General features: G+C 68.7%; 15 protein-coding genes. 13 read left to right on the top strand and 2 right to left on the bottom strand.

Annotated elements, in window-relative coordinates; translation table 11 throughout:
• Positions 1 to 195 precede the first annotated feature (195 nt).
• The gene (locus tag Q4V64_RS10110) at positions 196 to 774 is read left to right on the top strand and encodes a hypothetical protein (RefSeq protein WP_124443895.1); all 579 of its coding nucleotides are present in this window, start codon (positions 196 to 198) and stop codon (positions 772 to 774) included.
• Between the two features lie 59 nt (positions 775 to 833).
• On the opposite strand, the gene Q4V64_RS10105 is transcribed toward Q4V64_RS10110, so the two are convergent.
• Positions 834 to 1,145 (bottom strand): ferredoxin, encoded by a 312-nt coding sequence (locus tag Q4V64_RS10105; RefSeq protein WP_124443647.1) that lies wholly within the window; start codon positions 1,143 to 1,145, stop codon positions 834 to 836.
• A gap of 580 nt (positions 1,146 to 1,725) precedes the next feature.
• On the opposite strand from Q4V64_RS10105, the gene arc reads away from it, so the two are divergent.
• The 6 genes from arc (at position 1,726) to prcA (ending at position 7,861) form a co-directional block, all read left to right on the top strand.
• A complete protein-coding gene (arc, locus tag Q4V64_RS10100) occupies positions 1,726 to 3,492 on the top strand; it encodes a proteasome ATPase (RefSeq protein ID WP_124443648.1) in 1,767 nt (588 codons plus the stop codon).
• A 234-nt stretch (positions 3,493 to 3,726) separates the two neighbouring features.
• The gene (gene dop / locus Q4V64_RS10095) at positions 3,727 to 5,238 is read left to right on the top strand and encodes a depupylase/deamidase Dop (RefSeq protein WP_303709744.1); all 1,512 of its coding nucleotides are present in this window, start codon (positions 3,727 to 3,729) and stop codon (positions 5,236 to 5,238) included.
• A gap of 156 nt (positions 5,239 to 5,394) precedes the next feature.
• Entirely contained in the window at positions 5,395 to 5,610 is a 216-nt protein-coding gene (locus Q4V64_RS10090; protein WP_030038375.1) for a ubiquitin-like protein Pup, read from the top strand.
• A 44-nt stretch (positions 5,611 to 5,654) separates the two neighbouring features.
• On the top strand, positions 5,655 to 6,248 hold the full coding sequence (locus Q4V64_RS10085) for an endonuclease VII domain-containing protein (protein WP_124443649.1): 594 nt from the start codon (positions 5,655 to 5,657) through the stop codon (positions 6,246 to 6,248).
• On the top strand, positions 6,200 to 7,045 hold the full coding sequence (prcB, locus tag Q4V64_RS10080) for a proteasome subunit beta (RefSeq protein ID WP_124443650.1): 846 nt from the start codon (positions 6,200 to 6,202) through the stop codon (positions 7,043 to 7,045). The genes Q4V64_RS10085 and prcB overlap by 49 nt, the downstream gene beginning before the upstream one ends.
• 60 nt (positions 7,046 to 7,105) lie before the next feature.
• A complete protein-coding gene (gene prcA / locus Q4V64_RS10075; RefSeq protein ID WP_124443651.1) occupies positions 7,106 to 7,861 on the top strand; it encodes a proteasome subunit alpha in 756 nt (251 codons plus the stop codon).
• 60 nt (positions 7,862 to 7,921) lie between these two features.
• On the opposite strand, the gene Q4V64_RS10070 is transcribed toward prcA, so the two are convergent.
• Positions 7,922 to 8,938, bottom strand: a complete 1,017-nt coding sequence (locus Q4V64_RS10070; protein WP_124443652.1) for a LacI family DNA-binding transcriptional regulator — start codon at positions 8,936 to 8,938, stop codon at positions 7,922 to 7,924.
• Between the two features lie 107 nt (positions 8,939 to 9,045).
• On the opposite strand from Q4V64_RS10070, the gene Q4V64_RS10065 reads away from it, so the two are divergent.
• The 6 genes from Q4V64_RS10065 to Q4V64_RS10040 all read left to right on the top strand — a co-directional run bounded on the left by Q4V64_RS10065 (position 9,046) and on the right by Q4V64_RS10040 (position 15,419).
• Positions 9,046 to 10,305, top strand: a complete 1,260-nt coding sequence (locus Q4V64_RS10065; protein WP_124443653.1) for an MFS transporter — start codon at positions 9,046 to 9,048, stop codon at positions 10,303 to 10,305.
• A gap of 9 nt (positions 10,306 to 10,314) precedes the next feature.
• Positions 10,315 to 11,676 carry a Pup--protein ligase gene (gene pafA / locus Q4V64_RS10060; RefSeq protein WP_028801611.1) on the top strand — a complete coding sequence of 454 codons (1,362 nt, stop codon included), beginning with the start codon at positions 10,315 to 10,317 and terminating at the stop codon, positions 11,674 to 11,676.
• Between the two features lie 128 nt (positions 11,677 to 11,804).
• On the top strand, positions 11,805 to 12,812 hold the full coding sequence (locus Q4V64_RS10055; protein WP_124443654.1) for an FKBP-type peptidyl-prolyl cis-trans isomerase: 1,008 nt from the start codon (positions 11,805 to 11,807) through the stop codon (positions 12,810 to 12,812).
• 93 nt (positions 12,813 to 12,905) lie between these two features.
• A complete protein-coding gene (locus Q4V64_RS10050) occupies positions 12,906 to 13,277 on the top strand; it encodes an FKBP-type peptidyl-prolyl cis-trans isomerase (RefSeq protein ID WP_124443655.1) in 372 nt (123 codons plus the stop codon).
• A 129-nt stretch (positions 13,278 to 13,406) separates the two neighbouring features.
• Positions 13,407 to 14,360, top strand: coding sequence for a WYL domain-containing protein (locus Q4V64_RS10045; protein WP_124443656.1), 954 nt, complete (start codon positions 13,407 to 13,409; stop codon positions 14,358 to 14,360).
• A 15-nt stretch (positions 14,361 to 14,375) separates the two neighbouring features.
• Positions 14,376 to 15,419, top strand: coding sequence for a WYL domain-containing protein (locus tag Q4V64_RS10040; RefSeq protein WP_124443657.1), 1,044 nt, complete (start codon positions 14,376 to 14,378; stop codon positions 15,417 to 15,419).
• The last annotated feature ends 11 nt before the right edge of the window (positions 15,420 to 15,430 follow it).

The raw sequence follows: 15,430 nt of genomic DNA, 5'->3' as shown, positions 1-15,430 counted from the left end.
CCCCGGGCACCGGGGAACTCGGCCGCGATGTCTTCGTGCTGACGCGCAGTCTTGGTGCTGACGCGGCGCCAGAATCCGTCAACCCAAGGCGTCAACCCAACGTCCGGAACCCCGACCCCGCCGTTCCCTCGCACTGTGACGTGTGGCACCATGCTGGCCATCCCACCGGCACAGCCCTCCCAGGAGACGCTCGTAGTGCAGCAACCCGCCGTCCCGGAATTGGCACACACCCACACCCGTCCGATCCACTGGGTCGCCACCGCGACGGCGGTCGCCGGAGTCGTGGCCCTGTCCTCGGTCCTGCAGCCCAACCCGGCGACGGCGGCCCAGGCGGCCGGCCCCGGGAACAAGCCGGCCCCGGCCGTCACCGCGCCCCCCGATCCCTCGGGCGTCGACTTCCCCATCGAGTGCGGTCCGGTCAAGGCCCTCGTGGTGAAGAAGGCCTCCGGAGACCTCGACGGCGACGGCAAACCGGAGACGGTGGCCGTGGTGCACTGCGACGCCCCGATGGGCACCCCGCCCGACGGCGTGTACGTCCTCACCCGGGCCGCGGACACCGGCGCACCCCGCGTGGTCGCCACCCTGGTCGCCCCCAAGGAGCGCCGCACCGTCACCGACTTCGCCGTCCGGGACGGAGCCGTCCTCGCGACGCTGCTCGGCTACTCCACCTCCGACGTGCCCAGTTGCTGCCCCGACACGAAGGACAACGTGAAGTGGCAGTGGAAGAACGGCGCCTTCGTCCGCTCGACACCCCGCGGAGCACACACCGTCTGAGCCGGTCACACCCGCGGATGTGAGAAATCAGACATAGGTGACGGGGAGCGCCTCTACCGTCACTCGGCGTCCGCGTCCGGGCCGTACACCTCGACCTTGTCCGAAGCCCGGCGCACATGGATGCAGTCGCCCGGACACTCCTTCGCGGAGTCCACCACATCCGTGAGAAGCGGCAGCGGTACGGGCGTTGTGGCTCCCTTGTCCTGCAACAGCTCGTCGTCCGCGCCCTTCACATAGGCCAGACCGTCGATGTCCAGCTCGAACACCTCGGGCGCGTACTGGGCGCAGATGCCGTCGCCGGTACAGAGGTCCTGGTCGATCCAGACCTCCAGTGCCTCGCCGCCGACCCCGGCCTCCTGCTGCACGCTCATCTCTCCTGCCGTTTCCTGCGTCGGGTGCCCGACCGCGAAAGCAAGTCGGTCCTGCCCTGGCGGGTGTTGAACACGTCGACCCTACCTCCGGCTGCTTTCAGTCACGTTCGGTGCGCGTTTCCCCGGCGGGTGAGCTGCCTCCGGACGCTCGCCCCGCCGGTCGGAGGCAACCGGAGTCAAGGCGTGGCCGTCGGGACCTGGCCGCATCGCGGGTGACGCGCTCCGTCCGACCGGACACCCTGCGTCACATGCGAGGCTCCTCGGCGACCCGGGAAGCCTCGCCGCCCGGCCCGGAACGCACCGGCGGTGCCGCCCCACCGACCGACCCGCGGCCGCTTTCGCCCAGGCAGTCCCGCTCCCGGTCGCCGCAACTCCGGTCAGTCGTGCAGGGATTTGACCACTCCGGCCTGGAACAGCCCGCTTCTGAATCACGTTGAGTGGGTATCCACACCGCGTGAGGAAGGGCACAGGGTGTGGCCGACGACACACCTTGACAGTCTTTGTGATCTAGGGGTTTCAATCGACACCCACCCAGGTAGGGTCTGGAAGCGTCCAGCTCCCCTTGGAGGAGGTGAGGACCGTGGCAGCCCACGACGACGACATGAACCGCGGCATCCGCCCGGGACGAGGGTCCGAAGACCCCGCCGGGCAGATTGCCTACCTTGAGCAGGAGATCGCCGTCCTGCGACGCAAGCTCGCCGACTCTCCGCGACACACGAGGATTCTCGAAGAGCGGATCGTCGAGCTGCAGACCAACCTGGCCGGCGTGTCCGCCCAGAACGAGCGACTCGCCAACACACTCCGTGAGGCCCGCGACCAGATCGTGGCCCTCAAGGAGGAGGTCGACCGGCTCGCACAGCCGCCGGCCGGCTTCGGTGTCTTCCTCACGGCGAACGAGGACGGCACGGCCGACATCTTCACCGGAGGCCGCAAACTCCGGGTGAACGTCAGCCCCAGCGTCGAGCTCGACGAGCTCCGGCGCGGCCAGGAAGTGATGCTCAACGAAGCGCTCAACGTGGTCGAGGCCATGGAGTACGAGCGCGTCGGGGACATCGTCACCCTCAAGGAGATCCTCGAGGACGGCGAGCGCGCCCTGGTGCTCGGGCACACCGACGAGGAACGGGTGGTACGGCTCGCCGAGCCGTTGCTGGACGTCACCATCCGCCCCGGCGATGCCCTGCTGCTCGAACCCCGCTCCGGCTACGTCTACGAGGTCGTCCCCAAGAGCGAGGTCGAAGAGCTCGTCCTCGAGGAAGTACCGGACATCGGCTACGAGCAGATCGGCGGTCTGGGCAACCAGATCGAGATGATCCGCGACGCGGTCGAGCTCCCGTACCTCTACCCGGACCTGTTCAAGGAGCACGAACTTCGCCCGCCGAAGGGCGTCCTCCTGTACGGACCCCCCGGATGCGGCAAGACGCTCATCGCCAAGGCCGTCGCCAACTCGCTGGCCAAGAAGGTCGCCGAGGTCACCGGCCAGGCCACCGGCAAGAGCTTCTTCCTCAACATCAAGGGTCCCGAGCTCCTGAACAAGTACGTCGGCGAGACCGAGCGGCAGATCCGCCTCGTCTTCCAGCGTGCTCGTGAGAAGGCCAGCGAGGGCACCCCCGTGATCGTCTTCTTCGACGAGATGGAGTCCCTCTTCCGCACCCGAGGCTCCGGCGTCAGCTCGGACGTGGAGAACACCATCGTCCCGCAGCTGCTCGCCGAGATCGACGGCGTGGAAGGCCTGCAGAACGTGGTCGTGATCGGCGCCTCCAACCGCGAGGACATGATCGACCCCGCCATCCTGCGGCCCGGCCGCCTGGACGTGAAGATCAAGATCGAGCGTCCGGACGCCGAAGCCGCCAAGGACATCTTCCAGAAGTACCTCACCGAGCGCCTCCCGCTGCACTCCGAGGATGTCGGAGAGCACAGCGGCGACCGGGCCTCCACGGTCCAGAGCATGATCCAGACGGCCGTGGAACAGATGTACGCCGAATCCGAGGAAAACCGCTTCCTGGAGGTCACCTACGCCAACGGCGACAAGGAAGTTCTCTACTTCAAGGACTTCAATTCCGGTGCCATGATCGAGAACATCGTGGGCCGCGCCAAGAAGATGGCGATCAAGGACTTCCTCGAGCACAACCAGAAGGGCCTGAGGGTCTCCCACCTCCTCCAGGCCTGCGTGGACGAGTTCAAGGAGAACGAGGACCTGCCCAACACCACCAACCCGGACGACTGGGCCCGTATCTCCGGAAAGAAGGGCGAACGGATCGTTTACATCCGTACCCTCATCACCGGAAAGCAGGGCGCGGACACCGGACGCTCCATCGACACGGTGGCGAACACCGGTCAGTACCTGTAAAACGCAGGGCGGCTGCGGGTGCCCTCACCGGGTACCCGCAGCCGACTGTTTTACAGGCCACGGCTGGAGCAACCCAATGACGCAAATGATCTCCCCACCAGCGCAAAGGCGTTCTAGGCTCTTCCATACCGCCGAGTCGCGCAGTGCGGGGACGGGCACCGCACACGCACCGGAGCGCCAGCGGTACTTGAGCGGCGCCCCCGACCGAGGGCGCCGCCGGGCAAGGAGGGCCGCATGACCGTACGGCGAGTAATGGGCATCGAGACGGAGTACGGGATCTCCGTCCCCGGCCACCCGAACGCCAATGCCATGCTCACCTCGTCCCAGATCGTCAACGCCTACGCGGCGGCGATGCACCGGGCCCGCCGGGCCCGCTGGGACTTCGAGGAGGAGAATCCGCTGCGGGACGCCCGAGGCTTCGACCTCGCCCGCGAGGCCGCCGACGCCAGCCAGCTCACCGACGAGGACATCGGCCTCGCCAACGTGATCCTCACCAACGGTGCGCGGCTCTACGTCGACCACGCACACCCCGAGTACAGCGCACCCGAGGTCACCAATCCGCGCGACGCCGTCCTGTGGGACAAGGCCGGCGAGCGGATCATGGCCGAGGCGGCGGAGCGGGCCGCTCAGCTGCCCGGGGCCCAGCCGATCCACCTCTACAAGAACAACACCGACAACAAGGGCGCGTCCTACGGCACGCACGAGAACTACCTGATGAAGCGGGAAACCCCCTTCTCGGACATCGTGCGCCACCTCACGCCGTTCTTCGTCTCCCGCCAGGTCTTCGCCGGAGCGGGCCGCGTCGGCATCGGCCAGGACGGGCACGAGCACGGTTTCCAGCTCAGCCAGCGCGCCGACTACTTCGAGGTCGAGGTCGGCCTCGAGACCACCCTCAAGCGTCCGATCATCAACACCCGCGACGAGCCGCACGCCGACGCCGAGAAGTACCGCCGCCTGCACGTGATCATCGGCGACGCGAACCTCTCGGAGATCTCGACGTACCTCAAGCTGGGCACTACCGCCCTGGTCCTGTCCATGATCGAGGACGGCTTCATCGCCGTCGACCTGGCCGTCGACCAGCCGGTCCGCACCCTCCACCAGGTCTCCCACGACCCGACACTCAAGCGCCAGGTCACGCTCCGCAGCGGCCGGACACTCACCGCGGTCCAGCTGCAGATGGAGTACTTCGAGCTGTCCCGCAAGTACGTCGAGGAGCGGTACGGCGCGGACGCCGACGACCAGACCAAGGACATCCTGGCGCGCTGGGAGGACACCCTCAACCGCCTGGAGCGGGACCCGATGAGCCTGGCCGGCGAGCTGGACTGGGTCGCCAAGCGGGAGCTCATGGAGGGCTACCGGCGCCGCGACAGCCTCGACTGGGACGCGGCCAGGCTCCACCTGGTCGACCTCCAGTACGCCGACGTACGCCCCGAGAAGGGCCTCTACAACCGTCTGGCGGCCCGTGGCCGGATGAAGCGCCTGCTGGACGACCAAGAGGTCGAGCGGGCGCGTACGAAGCCGCCTGAGGACACGCGCGCGTACTTCCGCGGACGCTGCCTGGAGCAGTACGCCGACGACGTCGCCGCGGCCTCCTGGGACTCCGTGATCTTCGACCTGCCGGGCCGTGACTCCCTGCAGCGCGTTCCAACCTTGGAACCGCTTCGCGGAACGCGTAATCACGTCAAGGAGCTCCTGGACCGCTGCCGCACGGCGGAAGACCTGGTCAGGGTGCTGTCGGGCGGCTGAGGGGGTACTCGGGGCCGACTCGGTCCCACAGGGTGGAATCCTCGCCGTCCGGGAATCATCGAGATGGTCCCCGGACGTTGAGGGAACTGCGGGGCCGATGTCGGACCCTGCTTGTAGGGTCTGATCAAGAACGTCGAACCGAGCGGGGTGAGGGTTATGGCGACCAAGGACACCGGCGGCGGACAGCAGAAGGCGACGCGCAACACCGAAGAGGTCGAGGAGGCACCCGAGGCGCAGGCATCGGAGGACCTCAAGGAGCGGCAGGAGAAGCTGAGCGACGACGTGGACTCGGTGCTGGACGAGATTGACGATGTCCTCGAGGAGAATGCAGAGGATTTCGTGCGCTCATTCGTTCAGAAGGGTGGCCAGTAGGTCACTTGACCTTCGAATTGAAGGTTGCGAGTCGGGGGCTGTGAGTGCAAGAAGAGCAGACGGTGAAGCGCTGCTCGCGGTGCAAGGAGTGCAAGCCGCGGGCGGCGTTCGCCAGCAACAAGGCGGCCCGTGATGGGCTGCAGGCCTACTGCCGGGAATGCTGGGCCGAGTACCACCAGGCCAGGCAGCTGGCCAAGGGGAAGAACGTCCGGCCGCGGGTGCAGACGCCCGAAGGGCACAAGTTCTGTCGTAGCTGCGGTGAGATCAAGCCTCACAGCGAGTGGCACCGCAACGCGACTGCTTCCGACGGCCTCTCGACGAGTTGCAAGGTGTGCAGGGCCAACAAAGGGCGTGCCGATCACCTGAAGCGCCAGTACGGCATCACCGAAGCCGAACGCGACGAGTTGATCTCTTCTCAAGCGGGCGTCTGCTGCATATGTTTGGCGGCCCCGGCCGCACATGTGGATCACTGCCACAACACGGGTAGGGTCCGAGGCGTACTGTGCTTCAGCTGCAACGCCGCACTGGGGCAGTTCAAGGATCGGCCCGACGTGATAAGGCGGGCTGCTGCTTACGTGGAAGGAATCGCGTGGAAGCCAACACTCGTAGCACCGGGCGTCTACCAGCTGCCTTCCTGACGCCTGGGTCGTCGTCCTTCATGGACTTCCTGTCCGAGCACCAGCCGGAGATACTGCCCGGCAACCGGCAGCTCCCCCCCACGCAGGGTGTGATCGAGGCGCCGCACGGGACGACGATCGTGGCCGTCACTTTTCCGGGCGGGGTGGTGCTCGCCGGTGACCGGCGCGCCACTATGGGTAACGTCATTGCTCAGCGTGACATCGAGAAGGTGTTCCCGGCCGACGAGTACTCGGCCGTGGGTATCGCCGGCACCGCGGGTCTGGCCGTCGAGATGGTCAAGCTCTTCCAGCTGGAGCTGGAGCACTTCGAGAAGGTCGAAGGGGCGCAGCTCTCCCTGGAGGGCAAGGCGAACCGCCTGTCGACCATGATCCGTTCCAACCTGGCCATGGCCATGCAGGGTCTGGCCGTGGTCCCGCTCTTCGCCGGGTACGACGTGGACCGCGACAAGGGGCGGATTTTCTCCTACGACGTCACGGGTGGCCGTTCCGAGGAGCACCACTTCGCGGCCACGGGCTCCGGGTCGATCTTCGCGCGCGGTGCCATGAAGAAGCTCTTCCGTGACGACCTGTCCGAGGCCGATGCCACGATGCTCGTGGTGCAGGCCCTGTACGACGCGGCAGACGACGACTCGGCGACCGGTGGTCCCGATGTCGCGCGCCGGATCTACCCGATCGTCACCGTGATCACCGAGGACGGCTTCCGTCGGCTCACCGAGGAGGAGTCCTCCGAGATCGCCCGTTCGATCCTGGAGCGTCGCCTGGAGCAGCCCGACGGTCCGCGGGCCGCGCTGCTGTAGTCGGCGATCCCGTCTTAGCAAGGTGATCCAGTGACTTCGACAGAAAGGGACGGATAACCGGTGTCGACGCCGTTCTATGTCTCACCCCAGCAGCAGATGGCCGACCGGGCGGAGTACGCCCGTAAGGGCATCGCTCGTGGCCGCAGCCTGGTCGTGCTGCAGTATGCCGACGGCATCGTCTTCGTCGGCGAGAACCCGTCCCGTGCGCTGCACAAGTTCAGCGAGATCTACGACCGGATCGGCTTCGCGGCCGCCGGCAAGTACAACGAGTACGAGAATCTGCGGATCGGCGGTGTGCGGTATGCCGATCTTCGTGGTTACACCTATGACCGCGATGACGTGACCGCCCGTGGTCTGGCCAACGTCTATGCCCAGACGCTGGGCACGATCTTCTCCAGTGCGGCCGAGAAGCCGTATGAGGTGGAGCTGGTCGTCGCGGAGGTCGGTGAGACGCCCGAGGGTGATCAGCTCTATCGGCTGCCGCATGACGGCTCGATCGTGGACGAGCACGGCTCGGTCGCGGTGGGTGGCAACGCGGAGCAGATCAGCAGTTATCTGGATCAGCGGCACCAGGACGGCATGAGCCTGGCGGCGGCGCTCAAGCTGGCTGTCCAGGCCCTGTCGCGCGACACGAACGGCAGTGAGCGGGAGATCCCCGCGGAGCGCCTGGAGGTCGCGGTGCTGGACCGTACGCGTCCGCAGTTGCGCAAGTTCAAGCGCATCGTCGGCCGTCAGCTCGCCCGGTTGCTGGAGAGCGGTGGAGCGACGACCGAGGCGGAGAGTTCCGAGGAGTCCGAGGGCTCCGAAGAGGAGTAGTCCCGTAACGTCTCACCCTTTGTGTGCCCCGGCCGGTCGCTCGGCCGGGGCACCGGTGGTTCAGGAGGCGCTCGGCGGGGCCGTGGAGCCCCGTACGACGAGTTCGACGGGAATGTCCCCGGCCTCGGGCGTGCGGCCCTCCAGGACGGCCAGCAGGGCTTGCATGCCGCGTTCGCCGAAGAGCTCCGCGTCCAGCCGTACGGTGGTCAGCTCCGGGTCGATGGCGGTGGCCAGGGCGAGGTCGTCGAGGCCGGTGACTGAGATGTCGTCGGGGATGCGCAGGCCGAGGCGGCGGACGGCCTTGTAGGCGCCGGCCGCGAGTTTGTCGTCGTCACAGACCAGGGCGGTGGGTCGTGGGCCGGGGGCCGAGAGCGCGGCCCCGGCGGCGGTCAGGGCGTCCTCGATGGTGATCGGCGCGTGGGCTGTGCGGATGGAGGTGCCGGGGACGGCGCCGACCCGGTTGGCCAGTTCGCGGGCGCGTACCTCGAAGGTCCAGGACGCGATGTCGGCGGCGAGGTGCAGGAAGTGGCGGTGGCCGAGGCCGAGGAGGTGCTCGGCGACCTGTCGTACGCCGTCGGTGATGTCCAGGTTGACGGTCGCCGCGCCGAGGCTTCCGGAGGGGTCGCTGTCCAGCATGACGAGCGGCAGCTGGTCGCCGCGGATGGCGGTGAGGGCGTCGGCGGCCATGGAGGAGGCGATGACGCCGTCCAGGGCTGCCTGGGCGGAGGCGAAGGGGTCGCGGGCGGGTCCGATGCCCTCGGGGGAGGGGTAGAGGACGACGCCGAAGCCGTGTTCGGCGGCGACGCGGGCGGCGCCGGTGTAGACGCCCGCGAAGAACTCGGTCGTGAGGGCGGGGACGACGAGGAGGACCGTGCGGGTGCGGCCGAGGCGGAGGTTGCGGGCGGCGAGGTTGGGGCGGTAGCCGAGTTCGCGGGCGGCTTCGCGTACGCGTTCCGCGGTGGCCTGCGACACCCGTCCGCGCCATTTGTCGCCGAGCACCAGGGAGACCGCGGCCTGGGAGACGCCGGCGGCCTGGGCGACGTCGCGGCTCGTGGGGCGGGTGCTGGCTCGGGCCACCGGGTGCCTGCGCTTTCGTCTGGACGTGTGAACAGCGCACATGGTACGTATGGCAGCAGGCGTTATACGTACAACCTCATGGGCCACGGCGACGGAGAGGGCGGGACATGGCCGCGGGATATCTGGAGATCCTCAGGGCGAGGCACGCCGCCCGGCTGCTCGTCGGCACGCTGATCGGCCGGCTGCCGAACGCCACCGCCGCGATCGCGATCGTGCTGTTCGTGCGCGCGGAGGGAGGCTCGTACAGCCTGGCCGGGGCGCTCGCGGCCGTCTACGGTGTGGCCAATGCCATGGGGCAGCCGGTGCTCGGGCGGCTCGTGGATCTCCACGGGCAGCCGCGTGTCCAGCTGCCGGCGGTGGTGGTGTCGGCCCTCGCGATGGCCGCCTTCGCCTTCACGGGCGTCGAGCCGCTGCCGCTCTCCTACGCCGCCGTGGCGGCCGCCGGACTCTTCACGCCGCCCCTGGAGGGCGGTCTGCGGGCGCTGTGGCCCTCCGTCCTCCGTAAGGAGGGGCAGGTGCACACGGCGTACGCCATGGACGCCATAGCGCAGGAAGTCATGTTCGCCGTCGGGCCCCTGCTGGTGACGCTGTGCGTGTCGCTGTGGTCGGCGCAGGCGGCGCTGCTGGTCCTGAATGTGATCGGGGTGCTGGGAGCGCTCTCCGTGGTCGTGTCGCCCCCCTCGCGCGCGTGGCGCTCGGCGCCGCGGGAGGCGCACTGGCTCGGTGCGCTCAGGTCGCCCGGACTCCTCGCGCTTCTCGGCGCGTTCCTGTTCGTCGGCATCGCGCTCGGCTCGATCACGGTGGCGTCCGTGCCGTACGCGGACGACAACGGCGGCGACGTGGTGTACGGCTGGCTGATGGCGGCCCTGGGGCTGGGCGCGCTCGTCGGCGGCACGTTCTACGGGGCACGGCAGTGGACCGGCGAGCCCGCGAGGCGACTGCAGGTCCTGGTGGCTTTTCTGGCGGTGTGTTACCTGCCGCTGATGCTGATGCCCGGGGCCGTGGCCATGACGTTGCTGACGGTCCTCGCGGGCGTCTTCCTCGCGCCCGCCATCGCCTGTGCCTTCGTCCTGGTCGACCGGCACGCGCCGCGGGGGACGGTCACCGAGGCGTTCTCCTGGCTTGTGACGACGTTCACAGTGGGCCACTCCGTCGGAACCGGGCTGGCGGGACCGGTCGTCGATGCCGGCGGCGCCCTGTGGGGCTTCGCCGTGCCGGGCGCCGCGGGGGGCGTGTCGCTGCTGGTTCTGCTGGCCACGGGGCGGGTCCTCGCAGCTTCCGGTGGGGGAGCGGTTGTTGCGGCTTCATCGGAAAATGATCCAAACCGTGCCGTCGAACCTCGTTTCAGCTCGGGGGATCGGGCGTAATGTTCACTCATGGACCGCCGCATTTTCGGGCTGGAGAACGAGTACGGCGTCACGTGCACGTTCAGGGGACAGCGCCGCCTGTCTCCTGACGAGGTGGCGCGGTACCTCTTCCGCCGTGTCGTGTCATGGGGCCGCAGCAGCAATGTCTTTCTGCGCAACGGCGCCCGCCTCTATCTCGACGTGGGCTCACATCCGGAATACGCGACACCCGAATGTGACAACGTGACCGAACTGGTCACCCACGACAAGGCCGGCGAACGCATTCTGGAAGGACTCCTGGTAGACGCAGAACGACGCCTGCACGAGGAAGGAATCGCGGGCGACGTCTACCTCTTCAAGAACAACACCGACTCGGCGGGCAACTCGTACGGGTGTCACGAGAACTATCTGGTGGCACGGCACGGCGAGTTCTCCCGGCTCGCGGACATCCTCATTCCGTTCCTCGTCACGCGTCAGCTGCTGTGCGGCGCGGGCAAGGTCCTGCAGACTCCGCGAGGTGCCGTCTACTGCGTCAGCCAGCGCGCCGAGCACATCTGGGAGGGCGTCTCCTCGGCGACGACCCGTTCCCGGCCGATCATCAACACGCGCGACGAGCCGCACGCGGACGCCGAACGCTACCGCCGCCTGCACGTCATCGTGGGCGACTCGAACATGTCCGAGACGACCATGCTGCTCAAGGTCGGCGCCACCGACCTGGTGCTGCGCATGATCGAGGCGGGCACGGTGATGCGGGACCTGACCCTGGAGAACCCGATCCGGGCGATCCGCGAGGTCAGCCACGACATCACCGGCCGCCGCAAGGTGCGCCTGGCCAGCGGCCGGGAGGCCTCCGCGCTGGAGGTGCAGCGCGAGTACTACGAGAAGGCCGTGGACTTCTGCGAGCGCCGCGGCATCCGCACCGGCACCGTGGAGCAGGTCCTGGAGCTGTGGGGCCGCACATTGGACGCGATCGAGGCCGAGGACCTCGACCGGATCGGCACCGAGATCGACTGGGTGATGAAGTACAAGCTCATCGAGCGGTACCGGGCCAAGCACAACATGACCATGTCCCACCCGAGGGTGGCGCAGATAGACCTCGCCTACCACGACATCCACCGCCGTCGCGGCCTGTACTACCTGCTGGAGAAGAAAGGTCAAGCAGCCCGGATCTGCAACGACTTGAAGATCTTCGAGGGCAAGTCGGTTCCGCCGCAGACCACTCGGGCGCGGCTGCGCGGCGACTTCATCCGGCGGGCGCAGGAACAGCGCCGTGACTTCACGGTCGACTGGGTCCACCTCAAGCTCAATGACCAGGCACAGCGCACAGTGTTGTGCAAGGACCCGTTCCGTTCCGTGGACGACCGGGTGGAGAAGCTGATCGCCGGAATGTGAGCAACGCGTTCCGCAAGAACTGCCGGAACGCAACACGGGCGCCGTACGTTTCCCGTACGGCGCCCTTCTCACGCCGTAGAGTTGCGCGCACTCCACCAACAAGATCGACTGATTACGAGGCCCCCACAGTGCGCCGACGCTCACTTCTCATTGCCGTACCCGCTGGACTGACGACGCTCGCCGCATGCGGCGACGACGGGTCCGACTCGAGTAAGGCGAGCGACAGCGCGTCGCCCTCACCCTCGGCGCCGGCCCAGTCGGCGCCGCCGCCCCCGAAGATCGTCGACGGCCCGCTCCCGGCGATCACCGCGGGCACGAAGTTCGGCGAGAAGCCGACGGTGGCCAAGGGCAGCGGCGCCCCGTCGAAGCAGCTGGCGGTGAAGACACTCGTCGCGGGCAGCGGCAAGACGGTCGCGGAGAACGACTACATCCAGGCGCACTACCTCGGCCAGGTCTGGGACACGGCGAAGGTCTTCGACAACTCCTACGACCGCAAGACGCCGGTGCTCATCCAGCTCGCCGCGGGCAGCATCTTCGACGGCTGGCGGTACGGCCTGGCGGGGAAGAAGACCGGCAGCCGGGTCGAGCTCGCCGTGCCGCCCACCTGGGGTTATGGCCCGCAGGGCAATCCGCAGGCGGGCGTCAAGGGCACCGACACGCTGGTCTTCGTCATCGATGTGCAGGAAACGTTCAACGGGAAGAGCTCGGCCAAGGGCACGGAGGTCGCCCAGGACGCCGCCGACGTGCCGAAGGTCGGCACCAACACCGACGGCAAGGCGCCCTCCATCGAGATCCCCAAGGCGGACGCGCCGACGAAGCTGGTGGCGAACTACGTCATCGAGGGCGACGGCGACGAGGTCGCCGCGGACAGCACCGTGCTCGTGCAGTACAAGGGCGTGCTGTGGGACACCGGCAAGGAGTTCGACTCGACGTACAGCCGGAACGCGCTGACGTCGTTCTCGCTCCAGCAGGTCGTCAAGGGCTGGGCGCAGGGCCTGACCGGCAAGAAGGTCGGCAGCCGTGTGCTGATCGTCATCCCGCCGGACCTCGGGTACGGCGACAAGCCGCCGGCCGGCAGCGGCATCAAGAAGGACTCCACGCTGGTCTTCTCGGTGGACATCCTGGCGAAGATGTGACGCCCCCGGGCGCGGGCGCGGGCGCGCGGTGACAATGCCGGGATGCAAGACTGGTCCCTGTTGCCTTTCCGCGGACAAGCAGGAGCGTAAGACGTGAGCATCGACAAGCCCGAGATCGACTTCCCGGGCGGCGAGCCCCCGGCGGACCTCGAGATCAAGGACATCTGGGAGGGCGACGGCGCCGTGGCGCAGGCGGGTCAGACCGTCACCGTCCACTACGTGGGCGTCGCCTTCAGCACCGGCGAGGAGTTCGACGCCAGCTGGAACCGCGGAACCCCCTTCCGTTTCCCGCTGGGCGCCGGCCGGGTCATCAAGGGCTGGGACCAGGGCGTGCAGGGCATGAAGGTCGGCGGCCGCCGCCAGCTGACCGTCCCGGCCCACCTCGCCTACGGCAACCAGAGCCCGACCCCGGCGATCAAGCCCGGCGAGACCCTGATCTTCGTGGTCGACCTCCTCGGGGTCTGATCGCCGTACGACCGGTCTCGACCACCTGGGGCCCATGCCTGTCCGGGCATGGGCCCTCGGCTTTTGCCACGCCACTTGGGGGCGGTACGGTCAACGTCATCAAGCACCATAGGGAGGCGAAGGGCGTCGATGGCCATTGCCAAGGCCGAGCGGCTGATGAACCTGGCGCTGTGTCTGCTCGGGACGCGGCGGCCGCTCAGCAAGCGCGAGCTGCGTGAGTCCATCGAGGCCTACCTGGAAGCCGGCTCCGACGACTCCTTCAACCGGATGTTCGAGCGGGACAAGGACGATCTGCGCGAGCTCGGACTCGTGATCGAGACCGTGGAGAACCTGGACGGCGAGGTCGGCTACCTCGCCCGCCGCGACAGCAACCGCCTGCCGCCCATCACCCTCGACGCCGAGGAGGCCGCCGCCCTGGGGCTGGCCGCCAAGGTGTGGCAGCAGGCGCGGCTCGCCGGAGCGGCCAGCGGCGCCCTGCAGAAACTGCGCGCGGCCGGGCTGCCCGAGGGCGTCGACCCCTATGAGCCGCATGGCGCCCTGGAGCCGCGCATCCCGGTGCACGAGGCGGCGTTCGAACCGCTGATGCTGGCCTGCCGCGACCGCCGCCCGGTCGTCTTCGAGTACCGCAAGGCCACCGCCGCCCGCCCCGAGCCCCGGCACGTCGAACCGTGGGCGCTCGAGTGCTGGCGCGGTCACTGGTACCTCGCGTGCTTCGACCGCGACCGGGGCGCCGAGCGGGTGTTCCGGCTGTCCCGGATCACCGGCAAGGTGCGCACGCGCGGAACCCGGTTCACCGCCCCGGTTCCGGATGTCGTCACCGTGCGGGAGACCGTCGCGAGCTGGGCGGGCGAGACCGCCGACCGCTCCGCGGTGATCCGGCTGCGTACGGGCGCGGGTTACCCCCTGCGGGCGAAGGCCACCTCCGTGCGGGAACTGGGCGACGGCTGGGACGAGTTGGAGATTCCGTACGGCCACGGTCTGGACGCCTGGCTGGTGGAGTTCGGGCCGGACGTAGTGGTCCTGGAACCCGCCGAGCTGCGGGCCGACGTGGTGGACCGGCTGCGTGCCGTGGCCAAGGGCTGAGGGGGACGTAGGAAAGTGGTCGGAAAACCTGCTCGGCCGACGAACGCCATCGACCAGACCCGGCGGATGCTCTCCCTGGTGACCTATCTGAAGGAGCGCCCCGGCGCCCGGGTCGAGGACGTCGCCCGCGCCTTCGGGATCACCGAGGACGAGCTGGTCTCCGACCTCGACGTGCTGCCCATGTGCGGCACCAGCTTCCGCGGCGGCGATCTGCTCGACATCGACACCGACGGCGAGCGCATCTGGTGGCACAACCCCGACGATGTCGCGGAGCCGCTGAGGCTCGCCGCCGACGAGGCCACCGCGCTGCTGGTGGCCGCCCGGGCGGTGTCGACGCTGCCCGGCCTGCGTGAGAGCGACCGGCAGGCGCTGCTGCGGGCCACCGCCAAGGTGGAAGCCGCGGCAGGCGAGCAGGCGGGTGCCAGCTCGCGGCTGTCCGTGACCTTCGAGTCCGAGGGCGGCGTCTTCGCGGACGTCGACCGGGCGATCGCCGAGCGGCGCCGCCTGTGGATCCGCTACTACTCGCCTGCCCGCGACGAGGTCACCGAGCGCGAGATCGACCCCATCCGGCTGGTCAGCGTCGGCCACACCTATGTCGAGGCCTGGTGCCGCCGCTCCGAGGCGCGGCGCACCTTCCGGCTCGACCGGGTCGCCGAGATCAAGATCCTCGACGAGCCGTCCGCGCCGCCCGAGCTCGAGCTCAGGGACCTGTCGGAGGGGCTGGTGCAGCCCGCGGCCGAGGACCCCGTGGTCGTGGTCGAGGTCGGTCCGGGCGGGCGCTGGGTGGCCGAGTACTACCCGCACGACAGCGCGGATGAGCTCCCGGACGGCGGACTGCGTATCACCTTGCGCACCCCGGATCCGGCGTCGCTCAGGCGGCTGGCGCTGCGGCTCGGGCGCGACGGCCGGATCGTCTCACCTCGCGACCTCGCCGACAGCGCCCGTGAGGCGGCTCGCGAGGCGCTGGCGGCGTACGACGGGGTCGAGGCAGCGGGCGCGCACAGCGTGCTCGCGGGGCAGGACGGACAGTCCGACAGGCCGTACGACAGGCGCGAGTGAGCCGCAGGGAC

Origin of the sequence: Streptomyces sp. NL15-2K, from assembly GCF_030551255.1 — a bacterium.
Lineage (GTDB): Bacteria > Actinomycetota > Actinomycetes > Streptomycetales > Streptomycetaceae > Streptomyces.
Note: the sequence above shows the minus strand (reverse complement) of the source record. Positions and strands in the feature narration are given on the sequence as shown.